The sequence below is a fragment of the Pyxidicoccus sp. M6 genome (genome assembly GCF_055568925.1).
In genome coordinates this window covers 7964530-7987092 of record NZ_CM145714.1, presented here as the reverse complement: position 1 = coordinate 7987092, position 22563 = coordinate 7964530, and the positions used below count along the sequence as shown (strand labels likewise).

At 71.5% G+C, this 22563-nt stretch carries 21 protein-coding genes and 1 pseudogene; all 22 read right to left on the bottom strand.

Annotated features, from left to right (window positions below; genetic code table 11):
* Nucleotides 1–2: 2 nt before the first annotated feature.
* The 22 genes and pseudogenes from ACVTJA_RS31465 to ACVTJA_RS31360 all read right to left on the bottom strand — a co-directional run bounded on the left by ACVTJA_RS31465 (nt 3) and on the right by ACVTJA_RS31360 (nt 22557).
* Nucleotides 3–374 (bottom strand): GPW/gp25 family protein, encoded by a 372-nt coding sequence (locus tag ACVTJA_RS31465; protein WP_465825212.1) that lies wholly within the window; start codon nt 372–374, stop codon nt 3–5.
* Nucleotides 375–383: 9 nt separating this feature from the next.
* Nucleotides 384–605 carry a hypothetical protein gene (locus ACVTJA_RS31460; RefSeq protein WP_465825211.1) on the bottom strand — a complete coding sequence of 74 codons (222 nt, stop codon included), beginning with the start codon at nt 603–605 and terminating at the stop codon, nt 384–386.
* Nucleotides 606–619: 14 nt separating this feature from the next.
* Nucleotides 620–973, bottom strand: a complete 354-nt coding sequence (locus ACVTJA_RS31455) for a hypothetical protein (RefSeq protein WP_465825210.1) — start codon at nt 971–973, stop codon at nt 620–622.
* Nucleotides 974–1780, bottom strand: coding sequence for a phage baseplate assembly protein V (locus ACVTJA_RS31450; RefSeq protein ID WP_465825209.1), 807 nt, complete (start codon nt 1778–1780; stop codon nt 974–976).
* Nucleotides 1781–1782: 2 nt separating this feature from the next.
* Complete coding sequence (locus ACVTJA_RS31445) at nt 1783–2937, bottom strand: hypothetical protein (RefSeq protein ID WP_465825208.1); 1155 nt, start codon at nt 2935–2937, stop codon at nt 1783–1785.
* Nucleotide 2938: 1 nt separating this feature from the next.
* Complete coding sequence (locus tag ACVTJA_RS31440) at nt 2939–3256, bottom strand: hypothetical protein (RefSeq protein WP_465825207.1); 318 nt, start codon at nt 3254–3256, stop codon at nt 2939–2941.
* An 18-nt stretch (nt 3257–3274) separates the two neighbouring features.
* A complete protein-coding gene (locus ACVTJA_RS31435; RefSeq protein WP_465825206.1) occupies nt 3275–4021 on the bottom strand; it encodes a hypothetical protein in 747 nt (248 codons plus the stop codon).
* A 9-nt stretch (nt 4022–4030) separates the two neighbouring features.
* Nucleotides 4031–5860, bottom strand: a complete 1830-nt coding sequence (locus ACVTJA_RS31430) for a hypothetical protein (protein WP_465825205.1) — start codon at nt 5858–5860, stop codon at nt 4031–4033.
* Between the two features lie 19 nt (nt 5861–5879).
* Complete coding sequence (locus ACVTJA_RS31425) at nt 5880–7916, bottom strand: hypothetical protein (protein ID WP_465825204.1); 2037 nt, start codon at nt 7914–7916, stop codon at nt 5880–5882.
* 12 nt (nt 7917–7928) lie between these two features.
* A complete protein-coding gene (locus ACVTJA_RS31420; protein ID WP_465825203.1) occupies nt 7929–9758 on the bottom strand; it encodes a hypothetical protein in 1830 nt (609 codons plus the stop codon).
* On the bottom strand, nt 9759–9986 hold the full coding sequence (locus tag ACVTJA_RS31415) for a DUF6760 family protein (protein ID WP_465840560.1): 228 nt from the start codon (nt 9984–9986) through the stop codon (nt 9759–9761).
* Entirely contained in the window at nt 9929–10711 is a 783-nt protein-coding gene (locus tag ACVTJA_RS31410; protein WP_465825202.1) for a T4 family baseplate hub assembly chaperone, read from the bottom strand. The genes ACVTJA_RS31415 and ACVTJA_RS31410 overlap by 58 nt, the downstream gene beginning before the upstream one ends.
* A 15-nt stretch (nt 10712–10726) precedes the next feature.
* Complete coding sequence (locus ACVTJA_RS31405) at nt 10727–11197, bottom strand: phage tail protein (protein ID WP_465825201.1); 471 nt, start codon at nt 11195–11197, stop codon at nt 10727–10729.
* Nucleotides 11198–11209: 12 nt separating this feature from the next.
* A complete protein-coding gene (locus ACVTJA_RS31400; protein WP_465825200.1) occupies nt 11210–13315 on the bottom strand; it encodes a phage tail sheath C-terminal domain-containing protein in 2106 nt (701 codons plus the stop codon).
* Between the two features lie 12 nt (nt 13316–13327).
* On the bottom strand, nt 13328–13624 hold the full coding sequence (locus ACVTJA_RS31395; RefSeq protein WP_465825199.1) for a hypothetical protein: 297 nt from the start codon (nt 13622–13624) through the stop codon (nt 13328–13330).
* A gap of 3 nt (nt 13625–13627) precedes the next feature.
* Complete coding sequence (locus tag ACVTJA_RS31390) at nt 13628–14656, bottom strand: hypothetical protein (protein WP_465825198.1); 1029 nt, start codon at nt 14654–14656, stop codon at nt 13628–13630.
* A gap of 176 nt (nt 14657–14832) precedes the next feature.
* On the bottom strand, nt 14833–15531 hold the full coding sequence (locus tag ACVTJA_RS31385) for a LuxR C-terminal-related transcriptional regulator (protein ID WP_465825197.1): 699 nt from the start codon (nt 15529–15531) through the stop codon (nt 14833–14835).
* Nucleotides 15532–15610: 79 nt separating this feature from the next.
* Complete coding sequence (locus ACVTJA_RS31380; RefSeq protein ID WP_465840559.1) at nt 15611–16777, bottom strand: FecR family protein; 1167 nt, start codon at nt 16775–16777, stop codon at nt 15611–15613.
* Nucleotides 16777–18582: pseudogene (locus ACVTJA_RS31375) on the bottom strand (OmpA family protein); the annotation flags it as partial. The gene ACVTJA_RS31380 and the pseudogene ACVTJA_RS31375, both read right to left, overlap by 1 nt.
* Nucleotides 18583–18592: 10 nt before the next feature.
* Nucleotides 18593–18970 carry a response regulator gene (locus ACVTJA_RS31370; RefSeq protein ID WP_465825196.1) on the bottom strand — a complete coding sequence of 126 codons (378 nt, stop codon included), beginning with the start codon at nt 18968–18970 and terminating at the stop codon, nt 18593–18595.
* A gap of 108 nt (nt 18971–19078) precedes the next feature.
* Complete coding sequence (locus ACVTJA_RS31365) at nt 19079–20443, bottom strand: sigma-54-dependent transcriptional regulator (RefSeq protein WP_465825194.1); 1365 nt, start codon at nt 20441–20443, stop codon at nt 19079–19081.
* A complete protein-coding gene (locus ACVTJA_RS31360) occupies nt 20440–22557 on the bottom strand; it encodes a PAS domain-containing sensor histidine kinase (RefSeq protein WP_465825193.1) in 2118 nt (705 codons plus the stop codon). The genes ACVTJA_RS31365 and ACVTJA_RS31360 overlap by 4 nt, the downstream gene beginning before the upstream one ends.
* Between the last annotated feature and the right edge of the window lie 6 nt (nt 22558–22563).

Below are 22563 nucleotides of genomic sequence, written 5' to 3'. Positions count from 1 at the left end.
GCTCACCCGAGCGGGAAGGTGATCTGCGCGCCGGTGACCGGCTCGTTGGTGTGGAAGTAGTTGAGGCGCAGGTGCAGCGAGTCCTCCGTCTGCGCCACCACCGCGTCGGTGATGACGACGCGCGGCTCCCACTGCATCAGCGCGTGCCTGGCCTGCGTGCGGAGCACGTCCGCCATCACCTGGTCGTTCGGGTTGTGGGCCAGCGAGTGCAGTTGGCTGCCGAACTCGCGCAGCATGGGACGCTCGCCGCGCCGCGTGCCGATGACGAGCATCACGTTCTGGCGAATCTTCTGGTCCCCACTGGCCCAGGCGACACCGCCCGTCTGCGGGTCGATTCGAAAGGGAAAGCCGAAGCCACGGATGTCATCCAGCATGGGAGCTCCTCACTGAAGGCTGCCGCGGTTGTCCTGCGTGGCGGTGCCGATGACGACGTTGGAGTTGTTCCTCACCGTGCAGTGCACCGAGACGACCTCGGCGGCCCGCACGTACTCGTCGAAGGCGGTGGCCAGGGCGTCCGCCACCTGGTCGCTGGTCCACGCGTTGTCCTTCGCCTGCTTGAAGGTGTCCTTGAGCTTCGTGGCGAGCGTCTGCTTGTTGAGTGCCATGGGAGGCGCGCTCCTCAGTCGAGTGGGCACGGCGGAAGGGCCGGCAGCGAGGGCAGTGCCGGAGGCGAGGGCAGCGCGGGCGGCCCGGGCAGCGCGGGCAGCGGCACGGAGAGCGCGGGCAGTGGCGGGAGCGCCGGCAGCGGTGGGGGCTTGGGAAGGGAGGGCAGGGCGGGGATGGCCGGCAGCGCGGGCGGCCCGGGCAGCGCGGGCAGCGGCACGGAGAGCGCCGGCAGCGGCGGCGGCGCAGGGAGCGCTGGAGGCGAGGGCAGGGTGGGCAGCGCGGGGATGGCCGGCAGCGAGGGCGGCCCCGGCAGCGCGGGCAGCGGCACCGCCAGCGACGGCATCGCGGGGAAGTTGCAGAGGCTCATTCACTTCACCACCACCGCGCTGGTGAGGGCCATCATCGCCTCCAGCGGAAGGGCGGGTGGCACCGGCGGCCCGCTCGGGCCCACGGCGGTCGCATGCGTGTGGGTGATGAAGGTGGACCACATGCTGGCGAACGTCTTGCCCAGGATGGTGGGCTCGGCGGCGCCCTGGCCCAGCGCCACCGACGTGGCCTGCAGGATGATTTTCGCGGCCATCAACCGGGCCGTGTCCCCCTTCAGCTCCACCATGGCGCCGTCCTTGCCCACCAGCACCGCGCCGTCGTTGCCGAAGGTGAGCAGGTTGCCGTGCTCCTCCATGAAGGTGGCCTTGCCGTCCTTCGCGTCCAGGAACAGGTGCGAGCCGTTCTTGTTGGACACCAGCACGCCGCCGTCCTTGTCGAGCGCGACGAAGGAGGCGTCCTTGTGCTTGATGACGATCTTCTCCTCGCCCGCCTGGTCCCAGAGCTCGATGGTGTGGCCCGACGGCGTGTGGATGACGCGCGTGTCCGGCGGAGTCTGGACGGCCGGCTGCGGCGCGGCGTCGGCCGGGTAGAAGGTGCCCACCCAGAGCGGGTAGCGGGTGTCGCCGGCCTCGAACTCCACCCAGACCTTCGCGCCCACCGGCGGCACGAAGAAGTGCCCGGAGGTGAAGCAGGGCCGTGCCCGGACGGGCGTGTTGTCCTGGAACACGGAGGGCACGAGCACCTGGATGCGGCCCATGTTCAGGGGGTCTTCGTTGTTGGCCACCTCCGCGGCGTACTTGCCGTAGAACTTGCCCGCGTGGCGTCTGAGGTCTTCGTTCAGGAGCATGGTCAGCGCGTGGCGACGAAGCGGGTTCGGTAGGTACCGGCGAACGCCTCACCGGCGCCCGTCGTACGGGTGAACAGGTGGTTGACGCGGGCGACGTACCAGTCGCCCTCCGCCCACGTGGCGATGCCCTCCAGGGTGAGGCGCCCCTTGGCGCGGAAGCGCACGGTGCCGCGCGCGGTGCCCTCGCCCACGAGGCCCAGCACGCGCGTCGGGTCTCTTCGCAACAGCCGCTCCGCCAGCGCGGGGTCCGACGGCAGCCCGGGGAGGAAGAGCTGCGGAACCTGGTCCGAGGGATTGCTGGTGGCGCGCCCCGCCGCCTCGACGCCCGCGTCGTAGGCCAGCGCGTCCGAGTCGCTGACCTCCGACAGGCGGCTGCGCACGTCCGCGCTGGCGGGCGGCGGCGCGGTGGGCGCGGGCGTGGGCGCGCTGGCGCTCACCGTCTGGCCGGACGACGGGTCCACGCACGAGGTGGAGTACGCGGGCGCCGCGCCGGAGGCGATGCGCTGGTAGCGGAAGTCCAGCAGCTGCGTGTACCCGGGGCACTGGTGGAGCATCCCCATCGGCTCGCCGTCGAGCAGCTTGCGCGTGGGCACGAAGTAGAACTTGGACGTCCCCTCGTTGAACTCGACGAAGGCGCGGCAGTCGTGCTCCGCCGCGAGCTGCTGGAGGAAGTCCCAGTCGTTGAGCCCGGAGCGGCGTGTCAGCTCGTTGTCCTCGGTGAACTCGGGGTCGGGGTCGGGCTTGATGTTGTCCGCGCTGACCGCGAAGCCGTAGTCCCGCGCGCTGGCGATGCGCTGGACGATTTCACTCAGCTTGCCGCGGTAGGGCGGGTCATCCTTCGGGCGCTCGTGCCGCCGCAGCCGCACGCTGAAGTCCAGCGCGGTGATGGTGACGCGGCGGCGGCCGCCCGTCGTCTCGGGAACGGCGCGCGTCACCTCGCCCTCGAAGATGATGGCGTGGTCGTCGGACCAGCCGAGGTCCACCCGCACCGTCTGGCCCACGTCGACGATGTGGCCGGCGACCTCGCGCGGGTCATCCACGACGATGCGGGCCCGGTCGATGAGGCGGTCGTGGTCCTCGACGTTGACGGACTGCACCATTCCGCCAATCTCTCCGCCCTGCCAGCGCACGCTGATGAAGGGAGTGGGGTCCGCCACGTCACACCTTCCTCGTGCGCTGGGTGCGGCCCACGTCCGCGGCGGCGGGGATGGACACCTTCGTGCCCGGGGGGAAGTCGAGTGGGAAGCGCAGCGGGTTGGCGTCCGCGATGCGCCACCAGTTGTCGCTGGAGCCGAAGTAGCGCCACGCGAGGTACTCGATGCTCTCCAGCCCGGCCACCATGTGCTGCGTGGCGCCGGACGGGCCGGGCGGCGCGGGCGCCGGGCGGATGGAGATGGCCTCGTGCTCCTCTCCGGAGGCGTCACGTACCCGGCTCACGGGGTGGTTGAAGTAGCGGGAGCGGCTGGTGACGGGCATGGGCGGTCCTCCGCGGGGCTAGACGAAGAGGTTGACGATGGGCGTCACGGCGGCGAAGTCCGTGCCGATGCCCTGCCGCGCGTAGCTGCGGCCCACGTCGAAGTTGCGCTTGAGGTACTCGATGATGGGAGACGGGGCGAACGTCTGCTCCTTCAGCGAGACGCTGACGTCGGCGCGGCTCGGCTTCCCGTCGTCGAAGAACTCCACCATCTTGATGTTCAGGTCCGTCATCACGCAGGTGACGGACAGCCCGCCGTAGATGAGCGAGCACTCCGGGGGGCGCTTCCAGCAGGAGGGATTGCCTCCCAGCGCCTTGACGACCTCGATGATGTCGTAGGCCGGGTTCATGAACGAGCGGAGCAGCGCCAGGTCGGGCTCGAGGCTCCCGCGCTCCGGGTGGGAGAGGTCGGCGTAGTGCTGCTTGCCGTCCAGCGGGCCCGGCTCCGTCGCGTTGAGCTTGAAGTCCAGCGCGAAGGTCCGCTGCTCGCCCTCCACCGGCTCCAGGGGCTTGGTGTTGACCAGGAGCGCGCCAATCTCCTTCACGTCCTTGTAGAGGGCACCGGCGGCGGTGAAGAAGTTGCCGACGCTGGAGAAGAGCCCCGGCGCGGCGGCGAACTGGTCCGTGCCCCACTGACCGAAGGCGTTGGCCTCCTGGTACTTGTACGTCTTCTTCTCCTGCAACATCTCCGGGTTGTATTGGAACCGGAAGATGAGGGGCGGGACGTTGATGAGGCTGGCGAGGTAGCCGGTGGAACGCTCGGGCATGGTGACCTCCTAGGTGACCTGCGTGACGAGGGGGCCGAGTGCGGGATTCCAGCCCCGCTCCTCCAGCTCGTGGAACATCTCGGTGAACATCGAGACGGTGAGCTCCTGCGGCTCGGCGGTGGCGGAGGAGACGCTCCCCGTCGTCGTCGCGGCCGCGCCCGTGGGAGGCGGGGCAATCTCGATGGTGATGGCCTCGATTTCGATGGTGGCCCGCGGCCGCTCTCCCACGGCGCCGGCGGCCACCGTGCCGGGGAGGGACGTGGCGGCGGCCGCTCCCGTCGTCGGCCCGCGGCGGAAGTGCTCGGTGATGGTGCCCAGCAGCGTGTCCAGTCCGCCGGTGCCCAGCCAGGACTCATAGGCCTGGGCAATGGCCTCGAAGCCGGTGGCGGGCTCGCGCCGCGCGGCCTCCACGGCGGGCGTGAGCGCGGCGGCGAAGTCGCGCGAGCGGTCCCGCACGGTGCGGTAGTGCTCTCCCAGGCGCTCGGACGCCCGCGCCTCGCCGGCGGCGGCACGCTCCAGGGAGCCGCTGAGGCCGGCCAGCGCGCTTCCTCCGGCGCCGAAGATGCCGCGCATCTCGCGGGTGATGGAGCCGGCGGCCGTCGTCACGCTGGTGCCGAAGGCCGTGGCGGAAGGAGTGATGATGGCGCCCAGGTCCGGGAACGCCGGCAGCGGCGCCAGGGCGCCGGGGTACGTGGGCGGACCGATGGGCGGCGCGGTGATGGTGCCGGTGAAGGTCTTCCCGAACTTCAGCTCCCACAGCGGCGGGATGATGCCCGGCAGCAACTGCACCACGTGGACGATGAAGCGGAACACCAGCGTGTCACCCAGCCGGGTGAGCACCACGAAGGCGGTCTCCACCAGCCAGCGCAGCAGCGCGTCGATGGTCCGCTGCAGCCCGTTGGCGATGAAGCGGATGGCCGCCACCGCCACGTCGAGGAGGGTGCCCACCATGGTGAAGAGCGAGCCGAGGATGCGCTCCACGGCGGTGGCGAGGATTCCCAGCACGTTGGCCGCCAGGCGCGCCGCCGCGGCCACGGTGTCGAAGAGGGTGGTGAGCACCACGCCGCGCAGGAGCAGCACGTTGCGCAGGACGAACTGGAGCATGTCCATGAAGGCCAGCTTCACGTCGTCCAGGCGGGTGATGACGAAGGCCAGCGCGCCGATGAGGATGGGGACCAGGAGCACCAGGCCGTCCACCACGTGGGAGATGCCGGTGAGGATGGCGGAGGCGGTGGTGAGCATCGCCAGCCAGCGCTCGCCGCCCGGCGTGGACGGGAAGGACGAGGTGCGCGCCGCGGCCTCGGGTCCGGTGGAGGCCGCCTGGAAGAGGGCGGTGAAGGTGTTCACCACCCGCTCCACCTGCGCCAGCGTGGCCGTCAGGTTGAGGCCCCCACTGGCGGGTTCCGCGCGGGCCGGCTCTGGCGTCGCCGTCGGCGCGGGGCGCGTGCCGACACCCACGAGCGTCAGGATGCGCTCGATGCGCTCCGCCAGCCGGTTGAGCTGGCCAATCATGAACGGCAGCGAGACACCGCTGATGGTGCCGCCGACGAGGCCCCCGAAGAAGCTCCCGAAGAAGCGGCCGATGCCGCCGAGCAGCCCCTCCAGGAAGCCGCCGATGCCTGCGCCCGGCGCCAGGTCGTTGATGTTCACCACGTAGACCTTGAGGGCGCCGGAAATCATCGGCGGCTCGCCGAAGCGCGGACCGGCGGCGAGCGCGGTGGCGAACGTGAAGCCGCCATAGCGGGCCGTGCTGCGCTCGATGTCCTCCACCGCCCGCCGCGTGAAGCGGAGCTGGGTGAGGATCAATCCGAGCTGTGTGATGATCTCCTCTTCCATCATTCGCTCCGTCCGTGTGTCCTCACCGCGCGGCCGCCGCCAGTCCGGCGAGCCGCTCCCTTCCCGTCACATAGGACTCCTCGATGGCCGCCTTCAGGCGGGTGGCCACCGCCTCCGCCAGCTCCGTTCCCGGCGGCCGTCCCGCCGCCGTCAGGGTGATGCCCGGCACGCGCACCCGCCCCAGCGCCGCGCGGCTCACCAGCTTGTGGGGCGACGTCGGTAGGACTGTCACCGTCGTCTCGGCGCCCTCCTCGGACTGCTGCCGCCAGAAGCGGTCCATCTCCTCGACGTAGAGGGGGACTGCGGAGCCGACCACGTAGAAGCCGCCCCGGCTCAGCCAGCCCTCGAAGGCCACGGCCACCGGGTCCGCGCGCCGGTCGCGGATGCGCCCCTCCAGCTCGCCGAGCTGGTCGCCGAGCGCAGTCTCTGCCAGCGACGTCGCGCCCTCGGCGATGCGCCGCATGCGGGTGGGCGAGCCCAGCGTCGCGGCGTCCGCGGTGGCCCGGTCGAAGGAGCGGGAGAGGTCGGTGAGCAGCGCCACTCCACCGCCGAGGATGTCCCGCACGCCGCCTTCCAGCTCCGTGCGCGCGGTGCCGAGCGCGGCGCGGAAGTTGGGGGCGCCGGGCCCGAAGAAGGCGTCGAACACGTTGGGGAAGCTGGCGGGGAGCGTGAAGGGCACCGCGGTCTCCGCGGGCAGGGCCTGGGGCGCGCGCAGCAGGTTCCACACCAGCCGCCGAGCGGCGCCGACGCGGAAGCGCACCGCGTCCACTCCCCGGACCGCCTTGGGCCCGAGCCACCAGCCCAGCGGTCCGCCCAGGTACTTGAAGGCCCGGGCCGCGACTCCCGCTCCCCGCACGCTGTTCTCCACGGTGAGAATCAGGCCGGTCAGGAAGAGCCGCAGCGCCTCGCGGGCCACGTTGGCGCCCAGTCCGACGAAGTCCCGGATGGTGAAGCGAGGCAGCGCTCCCAGCGCGGACAGCCCCAGGCCCAGCGGGCCCAGCACCACGGTGGCGATGATGGGCGCCAGGTCGAAGTCCAGGGCGGCCTCGATGGCGCGGATGATGCCGTTGACGACGCCAATCCAGTAGTTGAGGAACGTCTGCAGGCCGCGCAGGTACGTGTCGAGGTTGCGCAGCAGGTCCCCGCCGTACACCAGCGCCACGCGCACGTAGAAGCGCCAGTGCAGCTCCACCACCGCCCACACCGAGGAGAGCACGCGCGCCGCCGACACGATGAGCTCGGGCAGGGTGCGCGAGAAGACGTCGTAGACCTGCCGGCGCAGCGCGAAGACGTCGGACTCAATGTCCTGGAACGTCCGGAGCAGCGTGTCGCGCAGGAAGACGTTCGTCGCGCTCCACAGCCGGCCCACCCACAGGGGAAGGATGGGCAGCGCGAGGACGGCGCCGAGGATGAACCGCGCCCCCACGTCGAGGGACTCCGCGAGGCTCTCCTCTCCGGCCGGAGCGCTCGTGCTGGCCGCCGCGCTGGCGACGGCCTCCGACGGGCCGAGCACCCCACGGAGGACGTCGCGCGCCTCGGCCAGGTTCCCCCCCAGGGTGAGGAGCGGGCCGGTGCTCTCGGTGACGGTGCGGAAGAGGAGCCCCGCCTGGCCGAACAGGTCGGACGCCGTCCGGGCGCGGATGTCGAACATCCCCGGGCGGACCGGAATGAAGCGCTCCATCGACGCGACGATGAGGTCGAAGATGTTGCCGATGCGCTCCACCAAGCCGGGCAACAGCCGCTCCTCGGTGATGGCCTCGCCGACGCGGCCGAGCCCCGACACGAAGGCCTGCCCCGATGCGACCAGCGTCGCGCCCACGCCGCGCTCGGGTGGGCGGCGCAGCGTGCCGTGCTGGGACTCGTCGACGTAGAGGGTGAGCGCCTCGTTGTAGAAGAGGATGATGGGGAAGCCGCGGCTGCGCAGCTCCAGCGCCTCCGCCACCTTCACCCGGTTCTCGAGCCAGCGCTCCAGCCGCTCCAGCCCCCGGACAATCTCCAACGTCTGCATCCGGAGCGGAGTCCGGAAGAGCGCGGCGATGAAGTCCCAGGCAATCGGCATCGGCGGAGTCCTCTACGGCGTGGCGGGAGCCAGGTAGGCCTGGCGCTGAAGGGCTTCGACGAGCCTGTCCCTGAAGACGCCCACGTGCGGCGCGTCGCTTCCCGCGGAGCGGACCTGGAGGCGGCGCACCACGACGCGGAGCCGGCGCGACTCGGGGACGTGCAGCACGGGGAAGGCGGGTGGCGCGGGCTGCTCCGGCGTGACGCCGTACAGCTCCGTGTCGAGCGTGCGGAAGAGGTCCAGCAGGTCGGGCAGGTACGCGCGGATGGCGGGAGGCAGCACCCGGCCCATGACGGCGGCCAGTGCCTCGCGCAGCGGCAGCTCCTCGGTCCGGATTCGGGCCAGCACCTCGGAGGGAGGAGCGCCCAGCTCGCGGGCCAGCTCCCGGCGGGCGCGCGCCAGCTCGCTGGGAGGCGAGGCGGCACGGTCGAAGTCCGCGCGGGCCCGGTCCGCGAGGCGGAACACGTCGAGCGTCCCCGCGGGGATGAACGACGCGGCGGCTTCGATGCCAGCCCTGTCGAGGGAGAGGGCCGGCCGGCCAATCATCGCCTCGATGGCGGCGAGGTCCGGCAGCGCCGGCGCGGCGGGCAGGGGCGGTGGCGGGCCGAAGAAGTAGCCCAGCCCCGACGACAGCCAGCCCGGCAGCGCCGGCCCCGAGGAGCCCGCGCCACCGCCGGAGGAGGGAGCGGCGCTCGTGGCGGCCGGCGTGGCGAAGAGGCGGCCGATGTCGGCGAGCTGGGCGCGGAACGTCTGCAGCGTGATGACTCGCGGGTGGGCCTGCAGGTTCCGGAGCACCACGGCTCTCGCGGCGTTGAAGAAGGACTGCACCGCGGTCATCACCCGCTCGCCGATGACCGGGAGCGTGAGGGCCACGTCCTCGAGCAACGTGCGGATGCGCTCCGTCACCCGCTGGACCATGGGGCCGATGCTGGAGAAGACCGCCCGCAGCCGGCCCAGCGGCTGCGACGGAGCGAAGGAGAAGGCCCGCTCCAGCACCTGGGGAACCTCCCCCAGGATGGCGCCCACGGCGCCCATCACCGCGCGCGTCAACTGGATGAGCGCGGCGCCCTGCCTCGCCAGCGGCAGGATGAGGGGCCCGAGCCGCGCCAGCAGCACGGAAAACAGCGCGAGCACGAAGGGGACGAGCCGGGCGAATCGGTCGAAGACCTCCAGCGTCTGGCGCAGCAGCGGGTTGCGAATGCGCTCCCTCGGGCCGAGCAGCAGGTCGATGAACTGGTTCACCTGGTGGAGGAGCCGGGCCAGCGCGCCCATGACGTCGTAGAGGGCGCGCAGGGGCTGCTCGTTGCGCAGGCCCGCGAGCAGCGCGACGCCGAGCCCGGCGGGGAAGAGCAGCACGCCGATGACGCCCCCGACGGCGGGAACCAGCACGCTGGCGAAGGTGCCCACCAGGATGCGCAACCAGGTGCGCATGGACCGCAGCGCCACCATCGTCACGGAGAAGATGCCCGCCGGTGAGAGGACGACGCCCGCCACGTTGCCCACCAGCCCCAGCAGGGGCTCCGTCAGGTTCAGCCCGCGCGCGTCCGGCCCCGTGGCGGCGAGCACCGCCTGGTAGCGGCGCCGGAGGTGGTCGATGTTGGCGATGTACACCCGCAGGGCGAGCCCCTCGATGGGCAGGCCGGTGCCGAACCAGTGCACGAGGAACGCGCTGCGCGCCCGGCCGATGAGCATCTCCTCCAGCGACACGAGCCGGTTGAACGGCTCCAGCCGCGTCAGGCCCTGGCGCGCGCGGTCCACCGCCAGCGTGGCGAACGCGAGCGTCCGCGGCTGGTCGTTGAGCAGCGGCCCCAGCACTTCCTGGAGGAGGAGCGACACCGGCATCTAGCGCGCCCTCCTCGACGCCTCGAGTTGCATGTTCTCCCGCTCGATCTGATCGATGAGCAGTTGAACGAAGGCCCGGCGCTCGTCGGCCTCGAGGTTCATGATCTCCGCCCAGGACCAATGGAGGTGGTAGGCAAGGAAGAAGACCTCCTGTCGGAGCGCTTCCTGGGCTAGGCCAGCGCTAAAAAATTCGTCATGTCCAGGGTCGCCCGGAAGCTGCCGCCGCAGCTGCCACAGACGACTTCACGCACCAGGTCCACGCCGGGCGCGCTCGTGTTCAGCGCGCGGTCGATGAGCCGCCGGTCCGTCATGGTGAGGTCGGCGAGAATCTTCGGCCCGAGCGCCTCCAGCCGGTGGCGGGGCACGTCCCCCAGCGACTTGAGGCACCGCGCCAAGAGCGCGTTCTTCCCCAGCGACGGGTTCTGCCGCATCTGCGGCGCCACCGCGGACTCGTCGTCTCCGCGCGGCAGCCGCAGCGTCAGCGCGGTGTGGACCTGGCCATCCTTGTCCACGTACCCGTCCTGCAGGTTGACGACGATTTCGTCGGGGGACTCGCCGTCCTGGAGCATCTTCACCGGGAGCTGGTCCAGGTCCTCCACCACCTGGATGGACTCGCCGCAGGTGCCGCAGGTGTACGTCGCCTGCAGCTCCGGCCCGAAGGTGAGGGTGCGCAGCTTCAGCAGGAGGAAGTTCCGGTCCGCCGAGTACATCCGCTCGACGGTGGAGCTGCCACCTTTGGGCAGCTCACCCAGGCGGACGAGGCAGCTCGCGATGAGCTCGCTGACCAGCTTGCCGCCGTTCCGCTGGTTGCGCCGGTCCGCGAGGATGGCCTCCTCCCGGCCGGTCATCTTGCGCAGCACGGCCACCTTGTGGACGCGGCCCTCGTCGTCAGTGAGGCCGATGGGGATGGTGAACTCGGCCTCTCGGCCGGGGTTGGGGGCGTTGGCGCTCATGTCGGGTGTCCTCGCTTACTCCACGCGCTCGAGCCCTTCGTGCTCGAGGACGAGGGTCTGCTTCATGAGGTTGGTGGTGCCTGCCTCGAGGTCGGTGAACTTGGACGACTTCACCCACGCGTCGCGGAACGCGAACGTCATCACGTCGACGCCGTTGTGCCGCTTCACGATCATCCCGTTCTTGCGGACGGTGGAGCCGCCCTGCGTGCGAGTGTTGAGCTTGAACGTCTGCTTGAACCACTCCATGAAGCGCTTGTCCTCGGGGCTCCCGTCGACGTAGCGCTCGATGGTGAGGGACTCGAACTTCACCTTCGCCGCGGCCAGCTTGTAGACGTGGTTGGAGCCCCCATCCGCCTGCTCGATGGTCTCCAGCTCGCCCTCGGACAGGCCCGAAATCTTGCTGACGCCGGGGCTCTCCGTCCCGTCGATGATCAGCACGAACTCATTGGCCCGGTAGCTCTCCCAGATATCTCCGACTTTCGGCATCGCGGGTTCCTCTCACGCCTCGGCGGCGGTGGCGCCACTGGGTTGCTGGCCGACCTTGACGACAATCGTCTCGGCGGGCCTGGACGGATAGAAGTAGACCTCGACGACCAGGTTGCCCTTGTCGACCTCGGTGGGCGGGTTGTTGGTGGCGTCGCAGATGACGGTGAAGACCTGCTCCGGCGTGCCGGTGCCGAAGGCGCCCTGCCGCCACAGGCCCATCAGGAAGGGCGTCACCGTGCCCAGCCGGATGGCGTTCCAGAGCGTGTCCCGGTTGGGCTCCTGGCGGACCCAACGCAGGCCCTGCTTGAGGCTGCTCTTCACGTAGTTGAACAGCAGCCGCACGTTCACGTAGAGCCAGCGCGTGTCGGTGGAGAGCGTGCGCGAGGCGTCCACCACGATGCCGGCGCGTGGCACGGCACGGATGCCGTTGATACTCCCGTTCTTCACCAGGGTGGTGAGCTCGGCGTCGCTGAGGCGGTACTCCACGTCCAGCGCGCCCGCGAGGTTGGCCTCGTCACCGGCGGGGGCCTTCCAGATGCCGCGCGTCGTCTCCACGCGCGCGTAGACGCCCATCACATGGCCCACGGGGGGAATCTTCTTCAGCGGGCTGGCCCCGGTGCCGATGGGGTCCTGCACGATGATCCACGGCCCGTAGAGCGCGCCGTAGACCTTCCTCCCCTGGAAGCCCTGGCCGTAGTTGAGGGCGGCCGTCAGGTCCGCCTGGATGGTGGCCTCCGGCACGGCCCCCACGAACATGCAGTCGCCCCGGCTTGCGCAGTACGTGAGGCCCGCCGCGAGGATGGACGCGTCCGTGCGCTCCGTGCTCAGCAACTGCACGTCGTACGCGTCGAAGGCGTAGAAGCCGGACTTCAGCGTGGGGTTGCCGATGAAGTCGTTGGCCGTGGGCGTGCCGTCGCGTCCGGGGTTGAAGCGGACGAAGCCGCTCGTCGCCACCGGGACGTCGGCGCCCACCGTGGAGGGGCTGTGCGCGTCCGTGGCCATGACGTACCGCGAGCCCCGCAGCGGGTCGTTGAGCACCGTCTCCACGTAGTTGGGGACGTCCGTCTCCAGGGAGAGGCCGGTCCACGACTCCACCACGTGCTCCGCGTCCCCGCCGCCCAGCGCGATGTCCAGGTCGAACTCCACCTTGGAGACGCGCAGGAGGATGGCGTCGAACGTGGCGATGTTGGCGATGTTCGGCGCCCAGGTGACGGCGCCGTCGAGCGGGTTGACGGACATCAGCTTCACCAGCGCGGTGTTCGTCCCGTCCGACACGCGCAGGGCGTCACCCACCACCAGCGAGGACACCTCCGCCAGCGCGGTGCCGTTGGCCGCGCGCGGCGCCGCGGTGCCCACGGCGGGGCTGGCCATCACCGCGAAGCCCAGCGTCGTGTTGGCGACGGTGACCTGCAGGCGGGTGAAGTCCTTGGCGATGCGCGCCACCTGGCCCGTGGAGATGAGCACGAGCTGGTTGCCGCTGATGGAGGCCACCAGCTTCGACGTCCGGCGGTTGATGGCGTCGCGAATCTCCGCCAGCGTGGCCGCGTTGGCCGCCGCGAAGTCCGAGGCCTGGAAGGTGATGACGGTGGCGGCCGTCTCGCCGTCCACGCGCACGGTGAGCGAGGGGAACGTCGACATGTTCACCGGCGCGGTGAGCGCGGTGCCCGTCACGGTGGCGGGCGACAGCTCCTTCACCGTCGTCTTTGCCGACGCGCGCGCGGTGGTGCGGACGTAGAGGTCGTCGCCCCAGCGCCCCGGGTCCTCCTCTCCGCGGAAGCCGCCCTCCAGGGTGAGGGTGTCCGCGTTGGCCGCGTCATCCAGGGTGATGCTGGCGGGCGCGGCCCCGGTGAGGGTGTCCGTGGCGACGACCCGGTTCACGTAGGCCGTCTGCCCGCCGTTGTCGAAGAAGCCCTTCACCAGATAGGCGCCGTACCCGCCCGCGAAGGGGCCGCCGAAGCGCTGCTCGAAGTCGGGGTAGCTGCTGATCCGGATGGCGCGGTTGGGAACGCCCCGGCGGGTGATGACGTTGAACGCCGCCACCGAGGTCGCCGCCCCGACGATGGCGGGAGTCGCGGATCCATCTACCTCGACGACGTTGAGACCGATGTTGTAGGCCATTGTGCCGGGTCCTCACTTCGTCTTGCTGCGTTTCCACCTGCCGCCCGTCTTGTGGGCGTCCTCCGCCGGGGGCTCCCGGGGCGTCGCCGCCTCCGCGTGGGCCTCGCGCGGCTCTGGCGCCTCGGCGGGCCGCACCATCACCGCGTGCTGGCGCTCGAGCGCGAGCAACTGCGGTGACTCGCGCACCGCCGCCGGGATGGACAGCGTGCCGCGCGGCTCCAGGAAGGCCACCGTGCCGTCCGACAGGTGAAGCTCTGTCGGCTGGTTGCGCCGGCTGACAACGAGGAACTCCTGGCTGGGGCTCGTCATGGTTCACGCCACCTTCTGGTCCGTTTCGACGATGACGGTGCTCACATCGCGCGCGAAGAGCCCCGCGCCCGCGTCCTTCCGCGCGAGGACGCGGTACAGCAGGCCGACGCGCTCGCCACGGCTGCCGCCGATGAGCTCCTCGGCGGGCAGGGTGGTCATCTCCAGGGGCAGTTGGACGCCGTTGACCAGCAGGTCGCCGCGTGGGGGCAGGGACTCCAGCGCGAAGTCGAGCAGCCGCGCCTCGTTCGCCAGCGAGGTGGCGAAGACGTCCACCCGGTACAGCAGGTCGTACGCGAAGCCGGCCGGACGGAGAGCGGAGCCGGCGGAGGAGTAGTCGGAGCGCACGGACGTGGAGGGCGTCCTCGCGTCGGAGTGCTCGATGCCCAGCCGGGTGAGGCGGAGGTAGGGCGGGTTCGGCGCCGTCACGTCCGGCGAGTGCACCACCGCGGGCACCGGCGCGCCGTCCAGCGTCAGGACGTTGTGGAGGCGGGCCAGGAGGGCGGCCTCCACGTCCAGCACCATCTCGTCACGGACGGCGAGGACGTCGTCGACATAGCAGGTGAACGGGACGCCGGACCGGCACCGGAGCTGGAGCGTCCCCACCGAGGAGCGCACGGCCGGCGCCAGGTCTTCCAGGGACAGCCGCTGCAGCTCCCACGTCCCCGCCTGGGACACCGCCAGGTAGCGGTGCCACGTGTTGCCCGGGGCGTCCACCGGCAGCACCGCGCTTCCCAGCCGCAGCTCCAGGAAGAAGGGCTGCGTCGCCGTACCCGTGGCGGCGCGGTTCGCCTGCACCCACAGCCGCAGCTCGCGGTAGGGCCGCAGGTCCACCCCCGCGCCCAGCGTCCGGCGCAGCAGGTGGCCGGCGGCGGCGGCGCTGGCGTCGACGCGCCCGCTGTGCCCGTCCGCGCCGTAGCGCACCTGAAGCGTCTCGGCGGTGAGCGATAGCTCCGTCGACGGCGTCACACCGTCGGGCGCCAGCGCGCCCCAGGCGCTGGCAATGTCCATCGCATCGATGATCCGCTGCGCCATGGCGCGGGATTAGAGGCGCGGTGGCAGGTGGCAACCAGTGCCCCGGTGGTCCAATCGGCGGTCCGGTACCGCGGCTCGTCCGGGGATGAATCGGAGGTGCAGCCCGGGTCCTGGCGAGGGGAGGAACTGGATTCAGGTCGGATTGAATCCAGGTGCGGTTCCTCGCGGCGCGAGGTTCAGCGAAGGCGCATGCGGAAGTACGCGGCGGCCTCGGTCCGGCTCGCCACCCTCAGCTTGGTGAGGATGCCATGGACATGGTTCTTCACCGTCGCCACCTCGATGCGCAGGCGCACGGCGATCTCCTTGTTGGCCAGGCCCTCGGCCAGGAGGACGCCAATCTCCCGCTCACGCTCGCTGAAGAGCACCGTGGTGGAGGGGCCCTCCGGCCTGCGCCGGGAGAGCGTGCCCACGCACTCGAAGAGGAGCGCCGAGATTCGCGGGGAGCAGAGCAGCTCGCCCCTCGCGGCGGACACCACGGCGGCGACGAGCTGCTCCGACGAGGCCTCGCGCGTCACGAAGCCGTTGACGCCCGCCTCCGCGCACACCATCAGCTCGTCTTCCCGCTCGGTCACCGCGAAGGCCACCAGCTTCACCTCCGCGGTCGCGGCGCGCAGCCCCCGCACCAGCGCCACGGAGTCGCGGCTGCCCATGTCCACCACCACCACCGAGGGCCGCCGCGTCTGGATGAGGTCCACCGCCTCGTCCAGGCTGGAGGCATCGCCGGCGAGCTCCATCGCCGGCACGCTCGACAGCCACTGGGTCAGGGCCTCGCGGTACAGCAGCACGTCGGTCACCACGGCAACACGCACGCTGTCTGGCGACGGTGCGGTGGAAGCGGGCGCAATCCCACGCGCGTTGGGCGGTTCTCTCGTCATGGCCCCCCCGGGATTCAGAGCCTCGCCTCGACCTCAGCCCTCCCATCATACATACGAGGTCCGGGAAAAGCCGGAAACGTCAAGGGCGGACGTCGAAGGCGAAGATCTTCGACGGAAAGCCGACAAAGCCATCCCCGTCCACCGCCAGCACCCGCCAGAACCACTTGCCCTCGCGAGAGCCCGGCACCTCCATCTCCGTGCCCTCGGACTTGTACGACTGCACGCCCGCGGCGAAGTCCGCCGTCCGCGCCAATTCCACGCGGTACGTCTTCGCGCCCGGCACCGTCCACCAGGACAGCCGGGGCGCCTCGCGGAAGGTGCCGCCGCGCGGGTCCGCCAGCGTGGGCGCCACCAGCAGCGGGCGGACGGGCTCCGGCGCCGAGTCCGGCAGCGCCCGCGAGCCGTAACCCGCGACGACGTCCAGGTCGCCCTTCTTCGCAATCAGCGACACCTTGCCTTCCAGCGTCTCCAGCCGGTGCGTGCCGTCCTCCTGCGCCGTCACGCGGAACCGGGTGCCGCGCACGCCGGCCACCGCGGAGCGCGTGCGCACCTCGAACACGCTGCCCTCGCCGCCGGGCGCCGCCGCCGTCTCCAGCGTGCCGCGCAACAGCTCCAGCTCCACCTTGCGCTTCAGGTTCGCCATCAGCTCGACGGTGCCCAGCCGCACCAGGCTGCCCTCCATCACCCGCACCGAGCTGCCATCCGCCAGCATCAATTCCGCGCGCGCGCCCGGGCCCGTGTCGAGCAGCTCGCCGGAGTAGAGCGCGTCGCCCACCGTCCTCGGCCGCAGCTCCGCCGGGGCCGGGCCCGCGGACACGTCGCCGTTGGCCGCACGCACGCGCGCCACCGGCGGCTGCGCGGGCCGCTCCACGTACGCGAGCTGGAGCTGTGCCGGCTCGCCCGACGTGGACGGCGGCGCCACCACCGACAGGCGTGTGCGCGGCACGCCCGCGGCCACCAGCACCTCCGCCGCGGCCTTCGCCGCCGCGAGCCCCTGGCCCTCCAGCCGCTCCACGTCCGGCACCCTCGCCGCCACCGTCACCGAGCGGATGGCAGGCCGCGCCTTCAGCGCCTCGGCCACGTGCTGGAGGCAGGCCGTCGTCTCCGGCCCCTTCGGCGCGAGCGGCCGGCCCGTCTCGATGCGCCCGTTCGTAAAGCGCAGGCCGCCACAGGGCTCCGCTCCCTCCGCCGCCAGGGCAGGGGAGGTGAGCAGCACCAGGGCCATCATCCACAGAGCTGTCCGCATCACGGCGTCCCTCCCGCCGCCGAGGGCTCGGCGACCTTCACGATGTTGAACTCGACGCGGCGGTTGTTCTCGCGTCCCTTCGCCGTCTGGTTGGTGTCCACCGGCTTCGTCTCGCCGTAGCCCACCGCCTCCAGGCGCACGGCGAGGATGCCCTCCTTCACCAGGAAGGCCCGCACGGTGTTGGCGCGGCGCTGGGACAGGTCCAGGTTCTGCTCGTCCGAGCCCTGGTCGTCCGTGTGGCCCTCCACGCGCACCAGCTCCAGCTGCGGGTTCGCCTTCAGCACCGACGCCACCTGCTTCAGCAGCGGGTGCGACTTCGCGAGGATGACGTCCTTCCCGGTGGCGAAGTACACCTTGTCGAGGATGACGATGCGCGAGCCCTCCACGCGCACCTGCGTCTGCCCCTTGTCCGGGCACCCGTCGTCGTCCTTCACGCCGTTGATGACCTCGGCCTCCAGCGGGCACGCGTCGGACGCATCGGCCACGCCGTCGCGGTCGTTGTCCGTCTCCGGGCAGCCGTCGCCGTCCTCGAAGCCGTCCAGGTCCTCGGCCGTGTTCGGGCAGCGGTCCTCCGTGTCCAGCAGCCCGTCGCCATCCGAGTCCGCCACCGCGACGGGCGGCAGCGTCAGCGGCGTGGGCGGCTCCACGGGCTCACCGCTCGGGGTGGCCACCGGCTGCCATGCGTTCGGGTCGTCCGGACAGCCGTCCTCGTCCCGGAAGCCGTTGCGCGTCTCCGCCTCGCCCGGGCACACGTCCGGGCCGTCGAGGATGCCGTCGCCGTCATCGTCCGGGTCGAGGCAGCCGTCCTCGTCCTGGAACCCGTCGAAGTCCTCGGGCCCCAGCGCGCACGTCGTCGTGGCCACGGGGGCGCTGCCGGCGGGAGTCGGAGCTGGTGTCCACGTCAGCCCCGCGAGCAGGCGGAAGCCCGGCGTGCCGTAGCCACGCGTGAGGCCCGGCCCGGCGCCCACGTGCGCGGAGAGCCCCTCCTGGAAGCGGTACTTCAACGCGGCGAGCAGCTCCAGCGGGCGCTCCTCCGTGTTCGACTCCTTCAGTCCCAGCGCGCCCGCGAGCGACGCCTCCGCGGACAGCGCCTGCGTCACCGGCACCTCCGCGCCCACGCCGTACGCGAGCTCGTTGCCCACGCGCAGGTTGCGCAGCTGCGCCTCGCGCCGCAGGTTGACGCCCACGTTGGCCAGCAGGCGCAGCGACGTGCCGGCCCACTCGGCCACCAGCCGGGGCTGGAAGGTGAGCCCATCCGAGCCGAGGTACTTCGAGCCTCCCGCCGTGGGCAGCGTCACCGGCGCCACCACGGCCAGGTGGATTCCCTGGTCGGTGGACAGCAGCCGCACCTTGGGCACCAACCGCAAGTCGCCCACGCCCGTGGCCTTCACGCCGCTGGCGAGGCTGGGGGAGATGATGGCGGCCGGCTCGGACGTGGTGGTGGAGACGGGCAGCGACACGCCCAGCTCCAGCCTGTCGTAGAGGGAGAGGGCGCCCATCAAATCCAGCGTGAGCTGGCTGTCGACGATTCGGTAGACGAACTTGTCCTGGCGCGGGTCCAGCACATTGAGCGGATCATCCGCGTAGTTGAGCGACAGCCCCAGGTTCCATCCCAGGTGCGGCCCCACGCGCGCGCCGTGCAGGCCGAGCAGGTCGTACGTGCCCGGGCCCGGCTTGTACTGCTGCACGTCGATGGCCTGTGACGCCGCGGGCTGGGCCAGCGCCACGCCACCGGGCACCACCAGCGCCATCACCAGTCCCAGCATCGCCACGGCTCGGCGTTGCAGCCCCCCCGACTTGTGACGTTCCATGCGCTCAAGGCTCCGGCGTGAGGAGTTCCGACACGTGCCGGGCCAGCGCCGGCAGCGGTTGTGGCTTGGGCAGTACCAGATCGACTCCCAGTCCGCGCGCCTTCTCGGTGAGCTCCTGGGTCGCGAAGGCGGTGAGCAGCACCACCCGCGTGTCCGGCGAGAAGCGACGCACGAAGTCCGCCAGCATGAGCCCCTCCTCGGACTGGGTGCCACTCAGGCGCAAGTCACTGATGACGAGGTCATATCGGCCCGTCGTCATCAAATCGAGCGCCTCGTCCAGCGCCTGCGCCGAGTCCACACGGTAGCCCGCGCTGGCGAAGAACTGTCCCATCACCCAGCACAGGGCCGATTCGTCATCGACAATCAGGAGGTTGCGCGACACGGACCGGCCGTGAGCAAGCCAGGGGCCAGGGTCCAAGAGGCCCCGGCGGCCTCGGGATTTCCGGTACTTGCACGGCGAGCCCGCTCGCATGCCCGGCGGCTGTCCAGGTTACGGATCCGGTTTCTGGAATCCGGACCGGTTGATGCCCAAACGTTTCAGCCTCTCATAAAGGGAGGAGCGGGGGATTCCGAGCCGGGCGGCGGCGCGCTCCACGTGGCCATTCTCGCGGCGCAGCACGCGCTCGATGTGGCGGCGCTCCAGTTCCTCCAGGGTGAGGTCCTCCTCGGCGCTGGACTCGTCGGCGGGGGCCTCGAAGCGCAAGTCGTTCCGGGACAGCGGGCCGCCGCCGGACAGCAGCATGGCGCGCTCCAGCACGTTGCGCAGCTCGCGGATGTTGCCGGGCCAGGGGTAGCGCGCGAGGGCGGCCTCGGCGTCCGGGAGCAGGCCCACGGCACCCCGGCCGCGGGAGCGGCCCATCTCCTCCAGGAAGTGCTGGGCGATGACGGGGATGTCTTCCGGGCGCTCGCGCAGGGCGGGCACGTGGAGGATGAGGGTGCTGATGCGGAAGTAGAGGTCGCTGCGGAAGCGCTTCTCGCGCGCGGCGGCGCCGAGGTCCTGGTGCGTGGCGGCGATGAGGCGCACGTCCACGCGCCTGTCGCGCACGTCGCCCAGCCGGCGGAAGCGCTTCTCCTCCAGCACCTTCAGGAGCTTGGGCTGGACGGCCACGTCCATGTCGCCAATCTCGTCCAGGAAGAGGGTGCCCTGGTCCGCGACCTCCAGCAGGCCCTGCTTGGCGGAGACGGCGCCGGTGAAGGCGCCCTTCTCGTGGCCGAACAGCTCCGAGTCGAGCAGCTCCTTGGACAGCGCCGCGCAGTTGAGGTCCACGAAGGGCGCGTCCGCGCGGGGGCCGCCCTCGTGCAGCCAGCGCGCGAGCACGGACTTGCCGCTGCCCGTCTCGCCGGTGACGAGCACCGGGGCGTCGCTCTGCAACACGCGCTCGGCCTGCTGCTGGAGCGCGCGGACGGCGGCGCTGGTGCCGAGGAAGGGATTCACGGCGGTGGCGCGCACGGTGCTCACGCGCTCCGCGAGCTGCCGCTGCCGCTCGCGCCGCTGCGCCACCAGTCGCTCCAGCACCACCTTGAGGACGCTCAGCTCCACCGGCTTGGTGAGGAACTGCTCCGCGCCCTCCTTCACGGCCTGCACCGCCAGCTCAATCGAGCCGTGGCCGGTGAGCACCACCAGCGGCACGGACGCGTCCAGCTCCTTGAGGCGCGGTAGCAGTTGCAACGCGGTACCGTCTGGCAGCCGGTAGTCCACCACGGCCGCGTCCGGGCGGGTGGTGCGGAAGGCCTCCTGCGCCTCGGCGATGCTGGTGGCCTCGTCCACGTCGAAGCCGTGCGCGGTGAGGAAGCCCCTCATGCCCAGCCGGATGCCGGGTTCGTCGTCCACCAGGAGGATGCGGGTGCGCGTCATGAGGCCATGGAGTCTACGGATAGGGTTACCGGAGGCGAGGAAACGGCCGGCAGGAGGAGCGTCACCTCGGCGCCTCCCGACTCGGCGTTGCGCAGGCGGATGGCGCCCTGGTGCTCCTCGAGGATGCGCTGGACGATGGACAGGCCGAGGCCCGTGCCGCCGCGGCGCTTGCTGAAGAAGGGCTCGAAGACGTGGGGCAGGTCCTCCTCGCGGAAGCCCGGGCCGCCGTCATGCACGGTGCAACGCACCCACGCGCGGCCGTCCTCCTCCACGGCCTCGGTGGCCACGCGCACGGTGGCGCCGGAGGGCGAATGCTGCACCGCGTTCTCCACCACGTTGCGGAAGACGTGGAACAGGCGCCGCGAGTCCATGCGCACCGGCGGCAGCTCCGCGGCGACGACGGGCACCACCGCCACGCCGGCCTGCTCCGCGGCCAGCGAGCACGCGGCCAGCGCGTCCTCCACGACGGGGCGCACGGGGCCCTCCACCCACTCACCGCGCGCGGGGCGGCCGTACTCGAACAGCTCCTGCGTGAGGTGGTTGAGGCGCTTCACCTCGCCGCGCAGCACTTCCAGATAGGGCTGCAGCTCGGCGCGGGAGCCGAATGTCGCCTCCACCGCGTCCACCACGGCGGAGATGGAGAAGAGGGGGTTGCGCACCTCGTGGGCCACGCCGGCGACGATGGCGCCCATGGCGGCCATGGTCTCATGGCGGCGCAGGCGGGCCTGCAGCTCCATGAGGCGCGTGACTTCCGTGGCCACGAAGATGATGCGCGAGTCGTCGCCGTCCTCCACCCACGCTCCGGACACCTCCCAGGCGCGGCCGGAGGGCGGGTCCGTCACCTCGCGCGAGGCGCTGCCGCGGGTGTGGCGCAGGAGCTCCAGGAGGAGCAGGGTGCTGGAGCGCAGCGGCGTGGGGGGCGTCGTGGACAGCGGCTGGCCGCTGGGGTCCAGCCCGTCGAACAGGGCGATGGAGGCGGCGTTGAGACGCTGGATGACGCCGTCCGCGCCGAGGACGAGGACGGGCGAGGAGACGGCGTCGAAGGTGCGGCGCCACTCCTGGGCGGAGCGGCGGAAGCTGGCGTGGAGGCGCTGGCGCAGGTCGTCGGCGAGGCGGCGGTCGGTGACGTCGGTGACGACGCAGCCCACGTGCAGCTCCTGCTGCGAGTCGAGCGCGGAGGCGGCGGCGCGGCTGCGCACCCAGCGCACGCGGCCGTCGGAGCAGATGAGGCGGTGCTCCAGCTCCACCTCGGCGCCGGGGGCGAGGCCCTCGATGCAGGCGCGGTAGCGGGCGCGGTCCTCGGGGTGGACCATCTCCGCCCAGAGGGGCGGCGGGCGGCCGTCGGGGCCGGGCTGGGCGAAGGCGGCGGCGGAGTAGCCGGTGGTGCGCTCGATGACGGGGGTGCAGTAGAAGTCGCGCAGCACGCCGCCTCGGAGCTTGCCGCCCCAGAGGTAGTCCGGCAGCGAGCGGGTGAGGACGTCGAGCCGGTCCTCGTGTTCCTGGAGGCTGCGCTCGGCGCGCATGCGCTCGGTGAGCTCGGAGAGGGCGGCGATGACGCCGAGCACCTCGCCGCCGGTGCCGCGCACGCGCGAATAGCTGCCGAACCAGACGCGCGGCTCGCCGGGAGCTGCGGGAGTCTCCACCTGGAGGCAGGGGTCCTGGATGGGAGTGTCGGTTTCGAGGGCCTGCTGGAGGCGGGGCGCGAGGAGCCGGCCGAGCTCGGGCATCACCTCGGTGACATGGTGGCCGAGGTGGAGGGCGGCGGGTTGGCCGTTCATGGCGGCGAGCGCGGTGTTGACGTGGACGTAGCGCAGCTCGCGGTCGAAGAAGGCGAAGCCCACGGGGGCGGCGTCCATGACGGCCTCGCGCAGGGCGCTGGCGTTGGTGGCGCTGCGCAGCGCGGCGAGGCGCTCACGGTGGATGCGGCGAGAGACGAGAGCCCACCGCAGTGCGAGCACGCTGGTGGTGATGAGCACGAGCGAGGTGGGGAGGAGGACGCGGGCCAGGAGGCTCTCGGCTCCGACGCGCCAGCTCAGCCAGGCGACGAACGCGGCGGCGGCCGTGGACGCGAGGACGGCCAACAGCAACTGACGGTGGGAGGGGGACTCGTGCATACGGTG